This is a genomic window from Ruegeria sp. CDSA020 (assembly GCF_059612345.1).
The window spans coordinates 237,342-257,357 of record NZ_JBXWQK010000005.1; the positions used below are offsets into that span (position 1 = coordinate 237,342).

The 20,016-nt window shown below is 56.2% G+C and carries 24 protein-coding genes; 15 read left to right on the plus strand and 9 right to left on the minus strand.

Annotated elements, in window-relative coordinates:
• Positions 1–2: 2 nt before the first annotated feature.
• Positions 3–425 carry a tellurite resistance TerB family protein gene (locus AC2FJW_RS10690; protein ID WP_142635642.1) on the minus strand — a complete coding sequence of 141 codons (423 nt, stop codon included), beginning with the start codon at positions 423–425 and terminating at the stop codon, positions 3–5.
• Between the two features lie 81 nt (positions 426–506).
• On the minus strand, positions 507–974 hold the full coding sequence (locus AC2FJW_RS10695; RefSeq protein WP_246097185.1) for an Lrp/AsnC family transcriptional regulator: 468 nt from the start codon (positions 972–974) through the stop codon (positions 507–509).
• 106 nt (positions 975–1,080) lie between these two features.
• Here AC2FJW_RS10695 and phhA point away from each other — a divergent pair, with 106 nt between their 5' ends.
• The 5 genes from phhA to AC2FJW_RS10720 all read left to right on the plus strand — a co-directional run bounded on the left by phhA (position 1,081) and on the right by AC2FJW_RS10720 (position 6,816).
• A complete protein-coding gene (gene phhA, locus AC2FJW_RS10700) occupies positions 1,081–1,881 on the plus strand; it encodes a phenylalanine 4-monooxygenase (RefSeq protein ID WP_496701696.1) in 801 nt (266 codons plus the stop codon).
• A gap of 7 nt (positions 1,882–1,888) precedes the next feature.
• Positions 1,889–2,242: a 4a-hydroxytetrahydrobiopterin dehydratase gene (locus AC2FJW_RS10705; RefSeq protein WP_496750051.1), complete on the plus strand. Its 354-nt coding sequence runs from the start codon at positions 1,889–1,891 to the stop codon at positions 2,240–2,242.
• Positions 2,243–2,364: 122 nt separating this feature from the next.
• On the plus strand, positions 2,365–3,939 hold the full coding sequence (locus AC2FJW_RS10710; protein ID WP_496750052.1) for a lysine--tRNA ligase: 1,575 nt from the start codon (positions 2,365–2,367) through the stop codon (positions 3,937–3,939).
• A gap of 48 nt (positions 3,940–3,987) precedes the next feature.
• Complete coding sequence (locus AC2FJW_RS10715; protein WP_496750053.1) at positions 3,988–4,389, plus strand: DUF4864 domain-containing protein; 402 nt, start codon at positions 3,988–3,990, stop codon at positions 4,387–4,389.
• Positions 4,390–4,527: 138 nt separating this feature from the next.
• Positions 4,528–6,816 carry a glycosyl hydrolase family 28-related protein gene (locus AC2FJW_RS10720; RefSeq protein ID WP_496750054.1) on the plus strand — a complete coding sequence of 763 codons (2,289 nt, stop codon included), beginning with the start codon at positions 4,528–4,530 and terminating at the stop codon, positions 6,814–6,816.
• Between the two features lie 43 nt (positions 6,817–6,859).
• On the opposite strand, the gene AC2FJW_RS10725 is transcribed toward AC2FJW_RS10720, so the two are convergent.
• Complete coding sequence (locus AC2FJW_RS10725; protein WP_496750055.1) at positions 6,860–7,543, minus strand: hypothetical protein; 684 nt, start codon at positions 7,541–7,543, stop codon at positions 6,860–6,862.
• A 123-nt stretch (positions 7,544–7,666) separates the two neighbouring features.
• Between AC2FJW_RS10725 and AC2FJW_RS10730 the strand changes: the two genes are divergently transcribed.
• The 4 genes from AC2FJW_RS10730 to AC2FJW_RS10745 all read left to right on the plus strand — a co-directional run bounded on the left by AC2FJW_RS10730 (position 7,667) and on the right by AC2FJW_RS10745 (position 9,417).
• Positions 7,667–7,987, plus strand: a complete 321-nt coding sequence (locus tag AC2FJW_RS10730) for an antibiotic biosynthesis monooxygenase family protein (protein ID WP_142635654.1) — start codon at positions 7,667–7,669, stop codon at positions 7,985–7,987.
• A gap of 71 nt (positions 7,988–8,058) precedes the next feature.
• On the plus strand, positions 8,059–8,466 hold the full coding sequence (locus tag AC2FJW_RS10735; RefSeq protein WP_281972496.1) for a universal stress protein: 408 nt from the start codon (positions 8,059–8,061) through the stop codon (positions 8,464–8,466).
• 157 nt (positions 8,467–8,623) lie between these two features.
• The gene (locus tag AC2FJW_RS10740; protein WP_246097187.1) at positions 8,624–9,025 is read left to right on the plus strand and encodes an excalibur calcium-binding domain-containing protein; all 402 of its coding nucleotides are present in this window, start codon (positions 8,624–8,626) and stop codon (positions 9,023–9,025) included.
• A gap of 38 nt (positions 9,026–9,063) precedes the next feature.
• Positions 9,064–9,417, plus strand: a complete 354-nt coding sequence (locus AC2FJW_RS10745) for an MmcQ/YjbR family DNA-binding protein (protein WP_496750056.1) — start codon at positions 9,064–9,066, stop codon at positions 9,415–9,417.
• Positions 9,418–9,460: 43 nt separating this feature from the next.
• Here AC2FJW_RS10745 and AC2FJW_RS10750 read toward each other — a convergent pair whose 3' ends face one another.
• Positions 9,461–9,685 carry a hexameric tyrosine-coordinated heme protein gene (locus tag AC2FJW_RS10750; RefSeq protein ID WP_142635660.1) on the minus strand — a complete coding sequence of 75 codons (225 nt, stop codon included), beginning with the start codon at positions 9,683–9,685 and terminating at the stop codon, positions 9,461–9,463.
• Positions 9,686–9,795: 110 nt separating this feature from the next.
• Between AC2FJW_RS10750 and AC2FJW_RS10755 the strand changes: the two genes are divergently transcribed.
• From AC2FJW_RS10755 to AC2FJW_RS10765, 3 genes are all read left to right on the plus strand, one after another.
• Positions 9,796–10,242 (plus strand): MarR family winged helix-turn-helix transcriptional regulator, encoded by a 447-nt coding sequence (locus AC2FJW_RS10755; RefSeq protein ID WP_496750057.1) that lies wholly within the window; start codon positions 9,796–9,798, stop codon positions 10,240–10,242.
• A gap of 274 nt (positions 10,243–10,516) precedes the next feature.
• Entirely contained in the window at positions 10,517–10,783 is a 267-nt protein-coding gene (locus AC2FJW_RS10760; RefSeq protein WP_496750058.1) for a hypothetical protein, read from the plus strand.
• A 129-nt stretch (positions 10,784–10,912) separates the two neighbouring features.
• Positions 10,913–11,623 (plus strand): biosynthetic peptidoglycan transglycosylase, encoded by a 711-nt coding sequence (locus AC2FJW_RS10765; protein WP_496750059.1) that lies wholly within the window; start codon positions 10,913–10,915, stop codon positions 11,621–11,623.
• Here AC2FJW_RS10765 and AC2FJW_RS10770 read toward each other — a convergent pair.
• From AC2FJW_RS10770 to AC2FJW_RS10780, 3 genes are all read right to left on the minus strand, one after another.
• Positions 11,597–12,214, minus strand: a complete 618-nt coding sequence (locus tag AC2FJW_RS10770; protein ID WP_496750060.1) for a hypothetical protein — start codon at positions 12,212–12,214, stop codon at positions 11,597–11,599. The genes AC2FJW_RS10765 and AC2FJW_RS10770 overlap by 27 nt on opposite strands.
• 4 nt (positions 12,215–12,218) lie before the next feature.
• Positions 12,219–14,405, minus strand: a complete 2,187-nt coding sequence (uvrB, locus tag AC2FJW_RS10775; RefSeq protein ID WP_496750061.1) for an excinuclease ABC subunit UvrB — start codon at positions 14,403–14,405, stop codon at positions 12,219–12,221.
• An 87-nt stretch (positions 14,406–14,492) separates the two neighbouring features.
• On the minus strand, positions 14,493–14,966 hold the full coding sequence (locus AC2FJW_RS10780; protein ID WP_496750062.1) for an SRPBCC family protein: 474 nt from the start codon (positions 14,964–14,966) through the stop codon (positions 14,493–14,495).
• Positions 14,967–15,143: 177 nt separating this feature from the next.
• On the opposite strand from AC2FJW_RS10780, the gene AC2FJW_RS10785 reads away from it, so the two are divergent.
• Both AC2FJW_RS10785 and AC2FJW_RS10790 read left to right on the plus strand, forming a co-directional pair.
• Positions 15,144–15,455 carry an ETC complex I subunit gene (locus AC2FJW_RS10785; protein WP_142635668.1) on the plus strand — a complete coding sequence of 104 codons (312 nt, stop codon included), beginning with the start codon at positions 15,144–15,146 and terminating at the stop codon, positions 15,453–15,455.
• The gene (locus AC2FJW_RS10790; RefSeq protein WP_496696310.1) at positions 15,456–15,932 is read left to right on the plus strand and encodes a GNAT family N-acetyltransferase; all 477 of its coding nucleotides are present in this window, start codon (positions 15,456–15,458) and stop codon (positions 15,930–15,932) included.
• Between the two features lie 8 nt (positions 15,933–15,940).
• On the opposite strand, the gene AC2FJW_RS10795 is transcribed toward AC2FJW_RS10790, so the two are convergent.
• The gene (locus AC2FJW_RS10795) at positions 15,941–16,810 is read right to left on the minus strand and encodes a LysR family transcriptional regulator (RefSeq protein WP_496750063.1); all 870 of its coding nucleotides are present in this window, start codon (positions 16,808–16,810) and stop codon (positions 15,941–15,943) included.
• Between the two features lie 103 nt (positions 16,811–16,913).
• Here AC2FJW_RS10795 and glyA point away from each other — a divergent pair, with 103 nt between their 5' ends.
• Entirely contained in the window at positions 16,914–18,221 is a 1,308-nt protein-coding gene (gene glyA, locus AC2FJW_RS10800; RefSeq protein ID WP_496750064.1) for a serine hydroxymethyltransferase, read from the plus strand.
• 101 nt (positions 18,222–18,322) lie between these two features.
• Here glyA and hutU read toward each other — a convergent pair whose 3' ends face one another.
• Entirely contained in the window at positions 18,323–19,996 is a 1,674-nt protein-coding gene (gene hutU, locus AC2FJW_RS10805; protein ID WP_496750065.1) for a urocanate hydratase, read from the minus strand.
• Between the last annotated feature and the right edge of the window lie 20 nt (positions 19,997–20,016).

Genomic DNA, 20,016 nt, shown 5'->3' on the forward strand with positions numbered 1-20,016 from the left:
TGTCAGGTCGTGTGCCGTGCCCGCGCGCCGCGCTCGATGGCAGCGGCATGCAAACGGTCGATGTCCAACTCGTAACGGATTTCCTCGAGCAGCCGCAATTCGGATTCTGCCAGCGTACCATCTGCAGCCGCAACATCACATGCAAGCGCATAGGAGGTTTCGTTCAGGCGTTCGGGCAGGTTGTCGCGGATCAGTCCAAACAGGGCATCCAGACCATCTTCTTGTTCAAACAGATCGAAGACGATTTGGGAAACGCGATACATCCGGTCGATGTCATATTCTGCAAAGACAGGCAGCATGTTGACCGCGCCCTCGATCTTGACCAGCTCGGCGGTGCGGATGGTCTCATCTGATGCAGAGATCGCAACCATAATCGCCACGAGGCAATCTTGAGGAGACATCGGGTGTGGCACTTGGTTGGTCATAGGGGTGTCCTGATTGAACTGTTCTGATCCCGCACGATAGGTGGGGCAGGGAATAGGTTCAACGGATTTTGGAGCGATAGATCAAAGAATGGGCAAAGGGCCACGTGTTTTCGTCTGCCGCAGTACAAAATTGCTGCGAGTGTCGCGGACTAACCCCGATTTCAACAGCCTTTGCATGATGAACGCCTCAAGATCTTCGGGTGTTTTCGAATAGACTTTCAGAATGAAGTCATGATCCCCGGTGATTGAGGCGCACTCGACAATCTGAGCCTCGGTCTCAACCAGCCGCAAAAACGAAGTGATGCTGTCTTCCTGATGATCGCGCAGCGCAACATGAACATAGGCTATTGCGTTCAGGCCAACGGATTTGGCGGGCACACGAGCGGTATAGCCTGCCACAACCCCGGCAGCTTCGAGATCGCGAACCCGCCGCCAACATTGCGAGGCAGACAGGCCGGTACGATCCGCGAGCTCTTGCATAGACAGACGGCCATCGGTCTGAAGCTCTTGCAGGATGGCGATATCCGCGTTTTGAAGCATTTGCGTCATATCTTTTGAGTTTGTGAGATGTTTCGTTCATATTGTATGATCCTGAAAAACATTCAAATGAAATTTTTCACGATGGCTGGCTATGCTCTTTTCAGGAGGAGCTTCCATGCCAAAGTCGACAAAATACGTCGCCAAGGTGGCCAATGCCAATGGTCACATCACATATACCGACGAAGAGGATGCTGTCTGGGCTGATCTTTATGCCGCTCAGCAAGAGAACGTACAGCGCTATATGGCGCGTGATTATCTTGAGGGGCTGGACCGGCTGGAGCTTCCGAAAACCCGTGTTCCATCATGCGCTGATATTTCTGAGAGGCTTCTGGATATGACAGGCTGGAAAGTGCAGCCTGTACCCGCGCTGATCGGGTTCAAGACCTTCTTTGGCATGTTGGCCGACCGGGTTTTCCCGGCGGCCTCGTTCATCCGGTCCCGCGAGGATTTCGATTACATCGAAGAGCCTGACATCTTTCATGAGATTTTCGGCCATACCCCACTGCTGAGCGATCCGCGATTTGCCGCCTTCAGCCACGCTATCGGATTGGCGGGGGTGCAGGCCGGTGAAAAAGACTATGCCTGGCTGATCCGGCTGTATTGGTTCTCGATCGAATTTGGCCTGCGGCGTCAGGATGGGGTGATCAAGGCGCTGGGATCGGGGCTTGCCTCATCCCCGACCGAACTTGTCTACGCGGTGGAAAGCGAAATACCCGACCGCGATCCCTTTGACGTTCTGACGATCCTGCGCACGCCCTACCGGATTGATATGCACCAGATGGGCTATTTCGTGCTGGACGACCCCGAGGAACTTTTTGCTGCCGCCGATCGGGATTTGCTGGCGGATGTGCATAAGGCGCAATCACTGGGCCTGTTGCCGAATAAGTTTCCCGAAAAGGCAACAGCGGCGGAGTAAGCTGGACATGACCACATCAGAACAAACCCGCACCCTATCGGATCGGACCTGTGCCCCTTGTTCCGGCGGCATTCCAGCTTTGAACCGTGATGCGGCAAGCGCGCATCTGGCCCAGTTGACCTCCGATTGGTCGCTGGATGCGGATGCAAAAACTCTCAGCCGTCATTTCAAATTCAAAGGCTTTGCCAAGGCGACCTATCTGGCGAACCTTTGCGCCTGGCTGGCCGATCAGCAAGGGCATCATCCCGATATCCGCTTTGGTTGGGGATATGTGGACGTTCTACTGACGACACACGAAATCAGTGGCCTCAGCGAGAATGATTTCATCTGGGCGGCCAAGTTGGATCAGTTGGTCGCCTGATGTCAGCTTCCCGTTAGGAAAAACAGCGTGCTTTATTGACTCATGCTGCACCGGCACAATAGGAGGGGTCGGTCGGCTGCAAACCAAAGCTGACGCTGTTTTTCCGATGGAGCTTGAAGAAAATGTCTGAACTGCGTGAAACCGCGATGTCGTCCAAGGCCTGGCCTTTTGAAGAGGCGCGCCGGTTGCTCAAACGCTATCAGAAAGGGGCTCCGGACAAGGGGTATGTGTTGTTCGAGACGGGCTATGGCCCGTCCGGCTTGCCGCATATCGGTACATTTGGCGAGGTGGCACGGACCACCATGGTCAAGCGTGCGTTTGAAGCGCTGTCGGATATTCCAACCAAGCTGATCTGTTTCTCGGACGATTTGGACGGTATGCGCAAAGTGCCCGGCAACGTGCCGAAACCCGAAGCGCTTGAAGAGCATTTGCAGCGTCCTCTGACTTCGGTCCCTGATCCGTTCGGCGAATACCCAAGCTTTGGCGAATACAACAACGCAATGTTACGCCGGTTCCTCGACACTTTTGGGTTCGAGTATGATTTCTATTCGGCGCGCGACTTCTATCGCTCGGGTCAGTTTGACGAGATTCTGAAGCGGGCGGTCGACAACTATGATGCCGTAATGGCCATCATGTTGAAAAGCCTGCGAGAAGAGCGGCAGCAGACCTATTCGATCTTCCTGCCGATCCACCCCGAAACAGGTCGGGTTCTGTACGTGCCGATGAAAAAGGTCTGCGCCGAGACCTATACCGTCACCTTTGATGACGACGACGGCAAGGAATGGACGCTGCCGGTCACGGGGGGCAACGTAAAGCTGCAGTGGAAGCCGGATTTCGGTGCGCGCTGGGCCGCGCTGGGCGTCGATTTTGAAATGTACGGCAAGGAACATGCCACCAACGAAAAGATCTATGACGCGATCTGCCGGGCGTTGGGTGGCCGTGCGCCAGAGCATTTCAGCTATGAGCTGTTTTTGGATGAGAACGGTCAGAAGATTTCGAAATCTTCGGGCAATGGCGTCTCGATCGACGAATGGCTGACCTATGCACCGACTGAGAGTCTTGCGTATTTTATGTATCAAAAGCCCAAGACCGCCAAGCGCATGCATTTTGATGTGATCCCCAAGGCCTATGATGAATATCATCAGCAACTGCGGGCCTATCCGGGGCAAGAGTTGAAGGCGCAGTTGAGCAATCCGGTGTGGCATATCCACGGTGGGGAGGTTCCTGAATCGACGCTGATGGTGCCCTTTGCGATGTTGCTGAATCTTGCTTCGGTTTCCGGGGCCGAGGACAAAGAGGCGCTGTGGGGGTTCATCCGTCGCTATGCGCCTGAGGCCACGGCTGAGACGCATCCTGATCTGGATCAGGCGGCGGGCTTTGCGGTCCGCTACTTTAACGATTTCGTCAAGCCCACCCGCCAGCACCGGGCGCCGACGGATCAAGAGCGCGAAGCGCTGAAGGCGTTGAAAGCAGAGCTGGCGGCATATGACGGACCGATCGAGGATGAGGCGCTGCAATCGGTGGTCTACTCTGTCGGGCGCGAGCGGTTTGACCCTATGCGGGGCTGGTTCACCGCGCTCTACGAGGTGTTGTTGGGCGCATCCCAGGGGCCGCGATTTGGCGGGTTCATCGCGCTTTATGGAGTGCCGGAAACAGTCGCCTTGATCGACAAGGCGCTGGCCGGAGAGCTGGTCTGATTTGACCTGATCGCGCGTGGGACTACCCTTCGATCAGGAGGTGGCCCCATGCGTCGTTTTATACTTGCTGTATCTATAAGCGCCGGACTGGCATCCGGTGCCTTTGCCCAAAACGCCGAGATCGAGGCGAATATCGCGGGGCAGATACAGGCGTTCAAGGTGGATGATTTCGCAACCGCCTTTACATTTGCCAGCCCCACTATCCAGCGCCTTTTCGGAACGCCTGAGAATTTCGGGGTGATGGTCCGGCGTGGCTATCCGATGGTCTGGCGGCCTGCGGACGTGCGGTTTCTGGAACTTCGCGAAATTTCAGGGGCGTTGTGGCAGAAGGTGATGATCACGGATGGCGACGGGCAGATTCACATTCTGGACTACGAGATGATCCCTCAGGGACAGAGCTGGAAAATCAACGGCGTGCAGCTTTTGGGAAATTCGGATCCGGCGGCGTAGCGCAACACCACCGTCACGGTGATATGAGCGGCGGTTAATTCCTTTTCGATACTCAGGCTTTTGCGTTCGGGGCCGACCCCGAACACTGGGTTTATGCGCGTGGTGATTGGCCGCTGCGCGAATGGGAAAGGGATTTCTATGAACAAGGCAATCACCGACGGCATCGTGTTCATGCCGCCTGCTTTCGCAAACGGTCTGAACGTATGGTCAAGTGGTGACGGAACACCGGGTTCGCCAACCTATCATGGATCGGGGAATGGTGTATTTGTTCCGGCAGACGCGGATTTTGGCGGATGTCTGGAAATTCTGAAGGTGAACGCAACACAGCAGCTGCGCTATATGGGTCAGACACCGCTGCTGCCGGGGTGCTACTTACAGGTCAAAGCCCGGATAAAAGCGATTAGCGGCCCCTTGCCCGAGGTTCGTATCGCCGCTTGGGCGGGTGGTGCAGGTGATGTTCAGGTGACGGGCGTGGTCGAGCAAGGCCCGGCAACACTGCTGTCTGGCTATGGCACAGTGCACGAAATCACAGCGATTGTGGGCGCGGGGCAACGGACGGGCGTGGATATGCCTTGGGGTGTTTCCGCCCTGTACGGGCATTTCGGGCTGGATATTGAAGGCACCAACGGCGCTGTGGTCCGGATCGACGATATCGAGATAACGGATGTCACCAATGTGTTCCTGCGCGACATGATCTCTCTGGTCGATATCCGTGATTTCGGAGCGGTCGGTGATGGTGTAGCGGATGACACAGCAGCGTTTGTCGCCGCTGATCAGGCGGCGAATGGACGACGTGTCTTTGTCTCGGATGGCACCTACCTGTTGACGGAAAACACGACGATCTCGTCAGAGATTGAATTTGAGGGCACGGTCACGATGCCCGATGACAAGATGCTCTTGTTGACCAAGGATTTTAACCTGCCAGCCTATATCACGGCCTTCGGCGCCGAGGATCTGGCGTTCAAAAAGGCCTTTCAGGCTTTGCTGAACAACTCGGATCATGAATCGCTGGATTTGGGTGGGCGCAAGATCTCGGTGAGTGAGCCGATTGATATGGCGGCGGCGGTTCCCAACAAACAGACAGGGTTTTCGACACGGCGGATCATCCGCAATGGCCAGTTCGATGTTCAAAGCAGTTCGGCATGGGGCACCGAGACATTCACATCTCTGGCAACCTACAGCCCGTCGGACCCAACGCGTTTGACCAATGTTGCGAATGTGGCCAACATTCCTGTCGGCTCGCTGGTGCAGGGCAGCGGCGTTGGCCGCGAGATCTATGTCCGGTCCAAGGATGAGGGGGCGGGAGAGATCACTTTGAACGCCCCGATCTATAACGCATCCGGGACGCAAACGTTCACCTTTTTGTCTTTCAAATATCTGCTCGATTTCAGTGGTTTCAGCACGTTGCGCAAGTTCGGAATGGAAGAGATCGAGTTTCAATGCAATGGCCGCTGTAGCGCTATCCGCCTTGCGCCGTCAGGCAGCACATTTGCCATAACGAACTGTTTTATCAGCCGACCTTTGGATCGCGGTATCACCTCGATCGGTACAGGGTGTCAGGGCATGTTGGTCGATAATTGTCAGTTCCTGTCTTCTGAAGAGTCCTTTGACGTCTCGGATCGCAAGTCGATTGCGTTGAACTCAACGGCCAATGACATCAAGTTGCGCCATAATCGCGCGGTTCGTTTCCTGCATTTTGCGGTGCTGGCAGGGACCAACAACATGGTTCTGGGCAACCATTTTTTCCAGGGGGACAGCATCGCTCAGGGGGTGCGCTCGGCCGGTTTGGTCATGATCGGAACTTACAACAGCTCGACCATCGCCGAGAACTATGTCGATAACTGTTTTGTCGAATGGACAAATGAGCGGGATTCAGACCCTGTTTACACCGCTGGCTTCTCGTTCAGCGCCATGAGCATTACCGACAATATCTTCTACTCGAACGAGGTCGCGCCCTGGTTCAGCAGCATTGTCATTCGTCCCTATGGCGCCGGGCATTTCCTGAACGGCGTTGTCGTGACGGGGAACAAATTCCGATCCATCAACGGTGGGATCGACCGGGCCGAACGCGTGGACACGACATTCGCTGATCTGAACAACACAGCCCATTTGAACGTGACGTTTGAAAACAATACGTTCCATGGTGTGACTGCTAAAACCGCAAATCCACTGAGGGTACGGCACGCACAGAACACCGCTGCAACGGCGTGGACGGTGTCTTCTGAGGATCGGTTGCCCTTTGGTGGCAAGGCGCGCAGTTGTGACTCGGTTACCGTTCTGGGACCTTTGAAGACAGCGCTTGGGTTAACCAAATATTCGCACCCCTATGTCCTGCTGGAGCAAGGGGTGGATGGATCTGATATCCAGTTACGCTGGCCTGAGGGTCTGAAGGGCGAGGTTTCAGCAATCCTGAGGATGGAGCGCTGACGGTGCGGGCGTCTGCCTGAATTAATGTAGGAACGGATTGGACTTAGAATTCGTTCCACAAAGCTAGTCTGATGCCCGTGTTTTTGCGGGCATCATTTCTTTCCACCCCCAGAATCCAGGTAGTAGAACTGTCTTTGGTTCGGATCATGACCGAGGGGCGTGCCTTCCAATATATCGAGTGCCCAGACCTGTAGGCCGTTTCGATTTGGATAAGGGGATTGATCAACCTGTCCGATGAAAGCCCTGTTGTCAGGTCGAGCTTTCGATAGATGTCATCATGTGTTCGGTTTTCGATGGCGGCATCAATCGCGATCCAACCGCTTCCCAAGGCGCTCTGGAATCCTTTGCCGTAAGACAGCGTCACTTTGTACTGTGCCCAGGCCCGTTCTTGTTTGTGATATGCACCGGCACCAAATTCAGCAGCGAGCCGACCCCATTGGCCCAAATCCGCTACTGGGACACGGGCAAAGATGAGTGCATGGCCATAGAGGTCTTGGTTTTGTTCGAAATCAAAGCCGACCGTCAGGTTCTGGCTGTATCCCCATTCCGCATAGAGAGATGTTTTATAGTCGTACCCATCCTCAGGGAGCCGAAAAGCTGTCAGTGAGGCGGCTGTGAATGCTGCATCCTTTTCTCGCAGCCATGCACCTGACCAGGCAGGAGAGGCCATCAGCAACAGATGCAATATCAGGGCAATGCGATACATGCTTGCAGCTTCCGTCAGCATGGTTAACGGAGTGTTAGTGTTTTGTTCATTTTTCGAATTGATAAGAGCGCGCCTAGGCCAAAAGGAAACACAAGACCTTTCAGAATCCTGTGTTAGGTTTGAGACAGACAAGGGAGTTTCAAGATGCCAAAGATTTCCAAAAACGCTACTGTGCAGACCGTAATCACAACATTTGAAATGACGCCTGGCACCTGCCAGGATCTGCTCGAGGCGTTGACGGATGCCTATGCCAGCTTCATCTCAAAGCAACCTGGATTTGTTGCAGCGGGATTGCACGTGAATGACGCCCAGACCCGGATTGCCAACTATTCGCAATGGGAGCGTCGCGAGGATTTTCTGGCCATGCTGCGTACGTCAGAAATGCGTGATAGAAACCGTAAAATCAACGAGTTGTGCAAGAGTTTTGAGCCCGTCATGTACGATGTTGCGGAAACCTTCAACTGATCCTGACCTGGATCAAGGTCACGCGTCTGGTAATCGACCAGTATACTTGAGCAACCAAGGAGGCGCGTGCCATGTATCACAATATTCTTGTACCAATATCATTCGACGACGCGCGTGATATGCCGTCTGCATTGAAACTGGCGCAACTGTTGGCAGCACCCGAGTCACAGGTCACGCTGCTGCACGTGGTCGAACATATACCGGCCTATGCCAGCGCTTATATGCCGGTCGGGTATCTGGACGATGCGCGCAAGGCCGTTCAGGCCGAGTTGGATGCGCTGGCGGAAAATATTTCGGGCGCCCGCGGAGTCGTTGTCGAGGGGCATTCCGGTCGGACGATCCTTGACTGGGCCGACGTGAATAAGCCGGATCTGATCATCATCGCGTCTCATCGACCAGGTATGCAGGACCTGCTTTTGGGCTCCACCGCTACCCATGTTGTCCGCCACGCTGCATGCTCAGTGCACGTGGTGCGTTAGGTCTCTGCCAGATCACAAGCGAGCAGCCAAGAATTTGGCGGTCTGTCTTGTTTGCTTGGCCCAGGCTCGTAGAGCGTCCTGCATCGTGACAGAGTTTCACAGATATGTTTGTCCCTTAGGTATCGGCATCCCACGGATACTGGTGTATTGATCGGGAATGCAGCCAGAAAAGACCACTCCAAAGGCGCTGTTCACGGATCCGAAATCGGCCAAACGTGTTCAACGCGCCGAAGCTCTGCGCCGACGCGCATTGTCACCGGTGCGGATTCTGCTGATGGTCCTCATGTTGCCGCTGACGACAGGCATCATTGCCCTGAGCGTCTGGTTGCGCACTTCCGAATTCGAGCGTGATGAGGCGGTTTTACATCTTGTTGCTCTTGCCGGATGTGGTGCTGCGCTCTCGGTTCTTCCTGGTCCGTTTCTGGAGGGCGAGCCGGGCTATCACCTGCAAAACGATCCCGATCAGGATGGTGTGGCCTGTGGAGTGATTGCCCCGAATGCAGAACAAAGCGCTGCCCCTCAAAAACGCGTTGGCAATGCCAAATTCGTGAGGCCCTGACAGGTGGGTAAGGACTTCGGAACAAAGAGGCTGAGCCGATGACGCGAGCAGAGTTCAACAGTTTCTGCGCTGGCTTGAAGGCCAGCTCTCATGTGGTTCAATGGGGCAATGCAGACGTGTGGAAAGTGGGGGGCAAGGTGTTTGCGATCTGCGGCTGGAACGACGGTCAGGACGCCTTCACCTTCAAAGCCTCTGAACTGGCCTTTGAGGTGCTGAGCGACGAACCCGGAATTCGCCCTGCGCCATATTTGGCCTCGCGCGGGATGAAATGGCTGCAGGTCTATGAGGACCGCGGGATGAGCGACACGTCGCTGCGCGAGCATATCGTGACGTCCTATGATCTGGTCGTGGCCAAGCTGACCAAGAAGATGCGGGCGGAACTGGGCGTATAGGAATAGGTAATCCCATCCGCCACCCAGCCCATTTCACCTTTACTCACTTGCGCCAATAGTTGTTCGCTGCCGCCACGGTCTGGTAATTTGTCGCCACGACATGCGACACCATAGTCAGGCTGTCCGCATCGTTTTCGTAGATCGGCCTCAAGCGCTGACGAATCTCGTCATTGGGCTGCGTCTTCTTAACCGCCATCCGTGATAGTTTGATTGCCAGGTCAAATCCCTCCTCGGGTGTCTCGGTGATGAGCGTTGGTAGCCAGGACATGTGTTGCCTCCTATATCGTACGCAATAATATCGAGCACGATATAAACTACCTTGTGGGCGTGGGTCAATGAATTATATCGTGCACGATATAAGCGAGCGAAGGTGCTGCCGTGACAGATTCTCCGACCCAACCGAAGACCGACGAGATGTTTTGCCATGCGGTCTATACGTCATGGCATGTGATCAACCGCGCTTATAAGAGACACCTCGGCCCGCTAGGGCTGACCTATCCGCAATACATCACCCTGACCCTGCTGTGGCAGAGAGACCGGCGAAATGTCAGTGAGTTGGCCAACGCGTTGTCGATGGAAACCAGCACGCTGACCCCGCTTCTGAAACGCCTTGAGGCCGACGGGCTTGTCGACCGAACCCGTAGCAAAGAGGACGAACGCCAGGTTGTTGTTTCTCTGACCGGGGCGGGATCGGCCTTGCGGTCTGTGGCGCATGAGATCACCGCCTGCATGATCGCCGATACCGGGCTGGACGAAGCTGACCTAGACCGCCTTTTGAATACGCTGGAGAAGCTGAAAGCCAGCTTGTCTCAGGCCGGCAATTAGCTCAGGCCGCAAACACGGTGAACGGCGCTTTGGTTGTTCGGGTTCGATCTGGCTGCAGCTGTGGAATCACAATATGTGATTCAGATGTCGAGCCTTCCGCGCTGGGCAGCAACTCTGGCGTGTCAGTGGCCCAAATACAGTGAGGCGTATGGTTGAAAAATGGCCGCAAATCACGCGTATCAATGTGAGATTTCGGGCTGCCGTGCTAGGTTGCGTGCGGCGGGGTCGTTCCGACCGCGTCACATGGCGAATCGCCGGACGAGGGAGGAAGATCATGTTTGCACGTATTACTCAATTCAAGATGAAGCCCGGCACGCGTGAGGCGGCGACGGCGAAAATGAACGCATTGAATTCAGAAATCATGGGCATGCCCGGCATGCACAGCTTTACCAATGTGATGAACGAGGACGGGTCGGGCTATGTGATCTCGGTCGTTGAAAGCGAGGCGACCTCGAACGCAAACGCACCCAAAGTGGCCGAGCTGTGGGGCCATTCGCCGAGTTCATGGAAAGCCCGCCAACGCCGGTTGGGTATGATGTGATTGCCCATTGGGATAAGGGGTAAGGTATCGGGCGGGATAATCCCGCCCATCTTCTGCTGGTCCCCAGCAAAAATTGAAACGTCACATACCTGCTCGCCAACTTTGATTTCTGCTGGTATCTCGGAGCCTATGGATACTAGGCACGCCCCAAGATTGGATTTGAGCATAAAACGCCGATTGCGCGCGTTGAATTGGGACTTAGATCGAATTGTGGAAGAGGTGTGCTTAGACTCACAATCCACAATTTGGAACGAGTCATCGGTCACACTGAAAAACTTGAATATTGATGTTATCAAAATGATCCTACTAATCGAGGATAGACGCTTTTTTCGACACCTTGGATTTGAATTTCGCGCAATACCCCGGTTGATCAAAAGAGCCTTCAGGTTTCAAAAACCCGGGGGCATAAGCACATTAGATCAGCAGCTTGTACGGATAATCACGAACAGACGCGAAAGAACATTCTCGCGTAAAGTTAGGGAAACCATCCTCGCAACAGCTATAAATAGCTGGCTCTCTAAAGATGAATTATTGTTGTCCTACCTCAAGAGGAGCTATTTTGGACGCGGGTTGAATGGAATTGAGGCGGCTTCGCAACGCCTGTTTGAAAAGGAACCTGCTGTACTAACAACCAACGAATCTGCATTTATTGCTTCGTTGTTAGCCAGGCCAATACCAGGGGTTGTTGTAGACTGTTTGGGTGACTTTGAACTGCTTACGTCACGACGGCCAGAGGACTACATTGGTATGGGAAGGGTCTGCGCACCTACTTGGGCAATTGCTGTTCGGGCGCGCTATCTATACACGTTGAGGCTATTTCACGACTCCAAAGAGTCTTGATACGAGAAACCATACCGAAATATCGTCCAACTTCCCATGCTGTGTGTTGTTCCAGTATTGCACTGAACCGAATTCGTCATCTTCGACACGCGCAAGTAGATCGCGCTGGAACCTTTGAAAGTTTCTTCGCGCCACTTGCAAATTGTTGAAAATACGCGAGGCAATAGCCTTGTCTACACTGCTCAAATCCCGGCCATGCCGATATCTAAGCTGCAGACCATCACCGCTATCCTTAAGTGGATCGTGGCACTCACAAACAAACACGTTCGCAGTTTCGCGGTCGAAATAGACCGATAGTCTTGCAGAGATTCTAGATAATGCTGTCATCCACGCATCTACCTCTTTGTTATACTCCGCGTAGATGACCTTTATATCCTTATCACCAATATCAAGTGCTCCAAGAAGTTTCCTGTGCGCATGATATCTTCTGTCGAACGCGTCGCCTATTAGCTCCACAGTTTGAAGCGCGGCTTGTCTTTCGTCCTTGCGTATATCTTCGCGATTCTTTTCACGCCAGCTTCGGGCCTGAAACACAAACGTCGTCATTGCTGCAATTAACCCAAGGGCAATTGTTGAGAGAAATCCCCACATCAACTTACCTCTTCCTCCGCTTCACATTCCCACCCCGCTGTCCCGGCCGTCCAGCCGTTGACCGCCCGCGCGATTTCACTGCGTCTTCCGAGGCTTTCTCGACCGCCCATTGGCGTGCCATGGGGTCGTCGGCGATGGCGAGATCGACCGCTTCCAGACGTTTGATCTCATCCCGGACGTTGGCGGCCTCTTCGAATTCCAGGTTCTCGGCGGCTTTGCGCATCTTGTCGCGCAGCCCGTCCAGATGGGCCTCAAGGTTCGCGCCGTGCATCGGTTTATCGATGGTGGCGGTGACGCGGTTCATGTCGACGTCGCCTTTGTAGAGACCGGCCAGAACGTCCTCGACGTTTTTCTTCACCGTTGCTGGGGTGATGCCGTGTTCCTCGTTATAGGCGATCTGCTTGGCGCGGCGGCGATCGGTTTCGTTCAGCGCGCGCTCCATGGAACCGGTGATCTTGTCGGCATACATGATCACCCGCCCGTCGGCGTTGCGCGCGGCGCGGCCAATGGTCTGGACCAGTGAGGTCTCGGATCGCAGGAAGCCTTCTTTGTCGGCGTCCAAAATGGCGACCAGCCCACATTCGGGGATGTCGAGCCCCTCGCGCAGCAGGTTGATACCGATCAGCACGTCGAACGCGCCCAGTCGCAGGTCGCGCAGAATCTCGATGCGTTCCAGCGTGTCGATATCCGAGTGCATGTAACGGACCCTGATGCCCTGTTCGTGCATGTATTCGGTCAGGTCCTCGGCCATGCGTTTGGTCAGAGTGGTGACCAGCGTGCGATAACCGTCGGCGGCGACCTTGCGCACCTCGTCCAGCAGATCGTCGACCTGCATGCCGACAGGGCGGATTTCGACCTCGGGATCCAGCAGGCCGGTGGGGCGGATCACCTGTTCGGTGAAGACGCCGCCGGTCTGTTCGATCTCCCACTTCGCAGGCGTGGCCGAGACGAAGACGGATTGCGGGCGCATGGCGTCCCATTCCTCGAACTTGAGGGGTCGGTTGTCCATGCAGGATGGCAGGCGGAACCCGTGTTCGGCCAGGGTGAATTTGCGCCGATAGTCGCCCCGATACATGCCGCCGATCTGCGGTACGCTGACGTGGGATTCATCGGCGAAGACGATGGCGTTGTCGGGGATGAATTCGAACAGCGTCGGGGGCGGCTCGCCCGGTGCGCGGCCTGTCAGATAGCGCGAGTAGTTTTCGATTCCGTTACAGACGCCGGTGGCCTCCAACATCTCCAGATCGAAATTCGTGCGTTGTTCCAGACGTTGCGCTTCCAGCAGTTTGCCCTCTCCGACCAGTTGATCCAGTCGGATGCGGAGTTCCTTCTTGATGCCGATGATCGCCTGGTTCATCGTTGGCTTCGGGGTCACGTAGTGCGAGTTGGCGTAAACCCGCACCTGTTCCATATTCGCGGCGCGTTCACCGGTCAGCGGGTCGAACTCGGTGATGGTTTCCAATTCCTCACCGAAGAACGAGAATTTCCAAGCGCGATCCTCAAGGTGGGCAGGCCAGATTTCCAGGCTGTCACCCCGTACTCGGAACGAGCCCCGTTGGAATGCCTGATCATTTCGGCGGTATTGCTGGGCGACCAGATCGGCCATGATCTGGCGCTGGTTGTATTCACCGCCAACCTTCAGGTCTTGCGTCATCGCCCCATAGGTTTCGACCGAGCCGATACCGTAGATGCACGACACTGAGGCGACGATGATTACGTCATCGCGTTCCAACAGCGCCCGCGTGGCCGAGTGGCGCATCCGGTCGATCTGTTCGTTGATCTGGGATTCTTTCTCGATATAGGTATCCGACCGTGCGACATAAGCCTCGGGCTGGTAATAGTCGTAGTAGGACACGAAATATTCGACCGAGTTTTCCGGGAAGAAGCCTTTGAATTCGCCATAGAGCTGCGCCGCGAGCGTTTTGTTGGGCGCAAGGATAATGGCGGGTCGCTGGGTTTCCTCGATCACTTTGGCCATTGTGAAGGTCTTGCCCGTCCCGGTCGCGCCCAGCAGAACCTGTTCTCTTTCGCCGTCGAAGATGCCGTTGGTCAGTTCCTTGATCGCGGTGGGCTGGTCGCCTGCCGGTGAGAACTCGGTATGCATGACGAATTCTTTACCGCCTTCCAGTTTCAGGCGGGCGCGGACGTCATCAGCGGTCAGCTGGGTCTTGTCGGAATGGGCGTAAGGCATGGGCAGGCTCCGGATCAGGCCCTTACATTTGTTCTTATTTTGTCCATCTGCAAGGCCTGATCTGAAATGGAGCGCATCAATCCGGGATTATGCGGTTTGGCCATTGGGGATTTGGCCAGCACGCGCCTTTTGGGCAAGCGCGTTGAGGTTGCCGTCCAGAACGCCCTTCATCATCATTTTCATCAGCGTTTGCCCCAGCACCCAGCCAAATGCGCCGTATTTCACGTGGTAATCCATGCTCCAGACCACGCGAGAACCACCGTTTGTCTGGGGCTCGATGGTGATCGCTGCGCTGGCCTCGGTCAGGGGCATGGCGGCCATATCGGAGAGTTGCACGCGATAGCCGCGATTGGTGTCCCACTGCGTGACCTTCTCGACCAGAGAGGTTCCATTCGCAAAATGACAGCGTCTTTTCGAGCCGACGCCGTTTTCCTGCTCGGTCAAAGCGTCGACAGAGACCACCTGGGGCGCGAATTCATCGATATGCATGAAGCGGTTGAGAATGGCCCATACATCTTGTGGGTTGGCATCCATTTCCAGGGCTCTTTCAAAGTGAATCATCTTGGTTTCCTTGTTGTCAGTTGATGCCTGACCTAGCAGTATCTGATGACAGTTTCTGGCATTAGTCTTGGGCCGAGGCGCGAAAATCGAGTTCGCCAGCCGCGACATTTGCCACCTTGTCCCAGGCCTCGCTCTGACGCATAAACAACCTCAGCCAAGTGAGTACGGAGAGGCGACATGCGCGCACGGATCTACCAACCTTCGCGGAATGCGATGACATCGGGTACGGCCAAAACCCGGCATTGGGTGTTGGAATATGCCCCAGCATCCACGCGCGAGGTTGATCCATTGATGGGCTGGACGTCTTCCAGTGACACCCAGACCCAGGTGCGTCTGAATTTCGACACCAAGGAAGAGGCGCTGGATTATGCCAAGGACAACGGTATCGACGCACAGGTCAGTGAACCGCATAAACGCAAGCCGAACCTGCGCGCGCGCGGTTATGGCGAGAATTTTGCCACCGATCGGCGCGCACCCTGGACGCACTAAATGATCGACATTCGCGAGACTGACCCAACCTCCGACGCATTGCGCCCGGTGGTCGAGGCGCATTTTGCCCATAGCGAAACCGCCGGGCCAGCCGAGAGCAATCACACGATGGATGCCAGTGCCTTGGCCGGGCCCGGAATGCGGTTCTGGGCTTTGTATGAGGGTAACAAGGTGCTGGGCTGCGGCGCGCTCAAGGCGCTGCCGGATGGGACCGCCGAAGTCAAATCCGTGCATATCCTTGCCGCCGCGCGTGGCCGCGGTCTGGCGCGAGTGATGATGACCCATCTTGCTGATCACGCACGGGTCGAAGGAACCTCGGCGCTGGTTCTTGAGACGGGCGCCGATCATCTGTCCTACTATGACGCCGCGCGCAGGCTGTATGAAGCGCTGGGCTATTCCTATTGCGGCCCGATCTACGGCTATGAGGCCGACCCCAACAGTGCCTTCATGCGATTGGATCTAAAGCCCGCAGAATAGGCCGGTTGTTAGGCACTATCTTCGTTCAGCAATGCCACGACCTGTTGCGTTTCGAGTCTTTGCCGCGTTGCGCCAGGTATCTGGACGAACAGAAAGCGGCCCGTTGGGCAGGTGTATTCGCTTGCAGACTTAAGAGCGCCGCTTGCCAGGGCATCCTCAAGCAAACATAGATGCCCCATCAGAATACCCGCACCTGCCTTCGCTTCCTCCACGGCCAGGCTGTACAGAGAAAACTTCGGCCCGGTCTGCGCATCTTGCAGTTCAATTCCCGTGTTCTGTGACCAGATTGTCCAATCGTCGTTCCAGGTCTGGTCATGCAGAAGGACGGCGTCGCCAAAGTGGTTCATACGTTCAATCAGGCTAGGCGCGCCGACCGGAGAGATGAGATCGGGGCAAATGCAAATCTGCTCGGGCTCAGCATTGGGTTCGCCAATGAATATGGCCAGATCGAACAATTCCCGATCAAGACTGGGTGGATTTTCCATCGCGGTCACCGAAAAATTGATATGCGGAAACTGCGCCCTGACCCGGCTTAGCCGTTTCGGCAGCCAAAGCTGCGCAACAGATGGCAAGGCGGCGATATGAAAATCGGCGTTGGGTTTGAGGTTGCGGAGGGCACGCGTCGCCTCGGCCAACCCGTCGAAGGCCGCAGAGAATTCAGCCACCAGCGAAGCCCCGGCCTTGGTCAGTTCCACCCCCTGCGCGTTGCGCCGAAACAACGCGGTACCTGCCCAGCCCTCCAGTGTCTTGATGTGCTGCGAAATCGCTCCGGGCGTGACGCTCAATTCCTCAGCGGCGGCGACAAAGCTGACATGACGTGCGGCAGCTTCAAAGGCGCGCATTGCATTCAGCGGGGGCCCTTTCGGGCGTTTGGGCATGACACTCATTTCAAGCCTTAGTTTTTCTACGCCAAGAAATAGCAAATCTGCTTTGCGCTGTCACGGAATGGCTGCCACCATGCTGCAAAACGGAGGACGTCCAATGACGCTTGCACAACGAGATTGGGTGCCGAGCACCAGTGAAACCCTGATTCAAGACATAGCGGCCACGACGGCGTCCGCAACGTCTGCCGATCTGCTGGCCCGTATCGAGCAGCTGGCCGAGCAGAACCGAGTGATCCATGAGGAAGAGTGCTTTAACCTCAACCCTGCGACCAATGTGATGAACCCGAAAGCCGAAGCGCTGTTATCCTCTGGCATCGGGTCGCGCCCCTCTTTGGGGTATCCCGGCGACAAATACGAAATGGGACTGGAAGCGATCGAGGAAATCGAAGTGATCGCGGCCCAGCTTTGCGCGGATGTGCTCGATGCCAAATTCGCCGAGGTTCGTGTGCCTTCTGGTGCGATTGCCAACCTCTATGGCTTTATGGCCACATGCAAACCGGGCGACACAATCATTGCGCCGCCCGCATCCCTAGGCGGGCATGTGACGCATCATGTCGATGGCTGCGCCGGCTTATACGGCTTGCGCACCATAGAGGCCCCGGTGAATGCCGATGGCTATACCGTTGATCTGGACCAACTGCGGGCGCTGGCACGGGCCGAGCGGCCCAAGTTGATTACGATTGGTGGCAGCCTGAACCTGTTCGAGCATCCCGTGTCCGAAGTGCGGTCCATCGCCGATGAGGTCGGGGCCAAGGTCATGTTCGATGCGGCCCATCAATGCGGCATTATTGCCGGGCGCGCCTGGTCCAACCCGCTGGCCGAGGGCGCGCATTTCATGACGATGAGCACCTATAAAAGCCTTGGTGGCCCTGCAGGTGGGCTGATCGTTTCGAATGATGCAGAAATCGCCAAAACGCTGGACGCTATCGCCTTTCCCGGCATGACGGCCAATTTTGATGCGGCGAAAACTGCCGCGCTTGCGGTCACGATGCTGGACTGGAAAGACTTTGGCGCGGCCTATGCGAAAGAGATGATCGCTATGGCGCAGGCATTGGCTGCGGCTTTGGATGCACAAAATGTGCCTGTGTTCGCTGGGGCCGAGGGCTTTACCAACTCTCACCAGTTCGCTGTGCTGGCCGAGCGATTCGGGGGCGGGCAAGCGGCCTCAAAAACCTTACGCCAAGCTGGGTTCCTTGCCTGCGGCATCGGTCTGCCCGTGGCGGCGGTTGAGGGTGATATGAACGGTCTGCGGATTGGCACGCCCGAGCTTGTCCGTTGGGGGATGACCGCAGGCGATGCGGGTCGTCTGGCGGGGTTGATCAAACAAGGTCTGCAAGGCGTGCCGATTGCCTCCGAGGTTTCAGCCTGGAGACGCGCGTTCAACACGCTCTGCTTTGTCCATTAGATCACCGTTTCCGAAAGCAACCGGCGCGCACGGTGTTTTGTGATCGTTCAATCCCGGCCTTCACAAATGAAGGGCCGGGATCTGTTCCGCTTGATCCAAGCTTAGTTTCCCAGAATTCCAGGCAGGCGCAGCCCGTGTTCACGAGCGCAATCCTTGGCCAGGTCATAACCCGCATCGGCGTGACGCCACACGCCCGAGGCAGGGTCGTTCCACAAAACGCGCTCCAGGCGTTTGGCAGCATCATCGGTGCCGTCGGCGCAGATCACCACACCCGCATGCTGGGAAAAGCCCATGCCAACGCCGCCGCCATGGTGCAGAGATACCCAAGTCGCGCCTGAGGCAGTGTTGACCAGTGCATTTAGCAGAGGCCAGTCCGAGACCGCGTCAGACCCGTCCTTCATCGCTTCGGTCTCGCGATTGGGCGAGGCGACTGAACCGGAATCCAGATGGTCACGACCAATGACCACCGGCGCGCTTAGCTCGCCCGTTCTGACCATCTCGTTAAACGCCAGACCCAGGCGATGTCGGTCACCCAGACCAACCCAGCAGATACGCGCAGGAAGGCCTTGGAATGCGATCCGTTCACGCGCCATATCCAGCCAGTTGTGCAGATGCGTGTTATCGGGCAGCAGTTCTTTGACCTTTTGATCGGTCTTGTAGATGTCCTCGGGGTCCCCCGACAGGGCCGCCCAGCGGAACGGGCCAATGCCACGGCAGAATAGCGGACGGATATAGGCAGGCACAAAGCCCGGGAAGGCGAAGGCGTCTTCCAGACCTTCCTCAAGCGCCATTTGCCGGATGTTGTTGCCATAGTCGACGGTTGGAACACCGTCATTGTGAAAGGCAACCATCGCCGCGACCTGCACCTTCATCGAGGCGCGGGCTGCCTTTTCCACTTCCTTCGGAGCGGTTTCAGCCTTGGATCGCCACTCGGCTACGGTCCAACCTTGAGGCAGGTACCCATTGATCGGGTCATGCGCGCTGGTCTGATCGGTGACGATGTCGGGCTTGACGCCGCGTTTGTGGATCTCGGGGAAGATATCGGCGGCATTGCCGATCAGCGCCACGGATTTGGCTTCGCCCGCTTTGGTCCAACGCTCGATCATATCCAGCGCCTCGTCCAGGCTGTGGGTTTTCTCGTCGACATAGCGCGTGCGCAGTCGGAAATCGGCGGATTTCTCGTCGCACTCCACGGCCAGACAGCAGGCACCCGCCATCACAGCAGCCAGTGGCTGAGCACCGCCCATACCACCCAGACCCCCGGTCAGGATCCAACGGCCTTTCAGACTGCCACCATAGTGCTGGCGTCCTGCTTCCATGAAGGTCTCATAGGTGCCTTGGACGATGCCCTGCGACCCGATGTAAATCCAGGAACCCGCGGTCATCTGGCCATACATCGCCAGACCTTTCTTATCCAACTCGTTGAAGTGATCCCAATTCGCCCAATGCGGCACCAGGTTCGAGTTGGCAATCAGCACGCGCGGTGCGTCCTTGTGGGTTTTCACGATGGCGACGGGCTTTCCCGACTGCACGACCAGGGTTTCGGCCGCTTCCAGATCTTTCAGGCTGTCGACGATCAGGTCGAAATCCTTCCAGGTTCGCGCGGCCCGGCCTATGCCGCCATATACTACCAGCTCGTGCGGGTTTTCTGCCACGTCGGGATGCAGGTTGTTCATCAGCATCCGCAGTGGTGCTTCGGTCAACCAGCTTTTGGCATTCAGTTCGGTCCCGGTTGGCGGATAGATGTCCCGGCTGTTCTTACGAGGATCGCTCATCGGTCATTCCCTTCAGATTG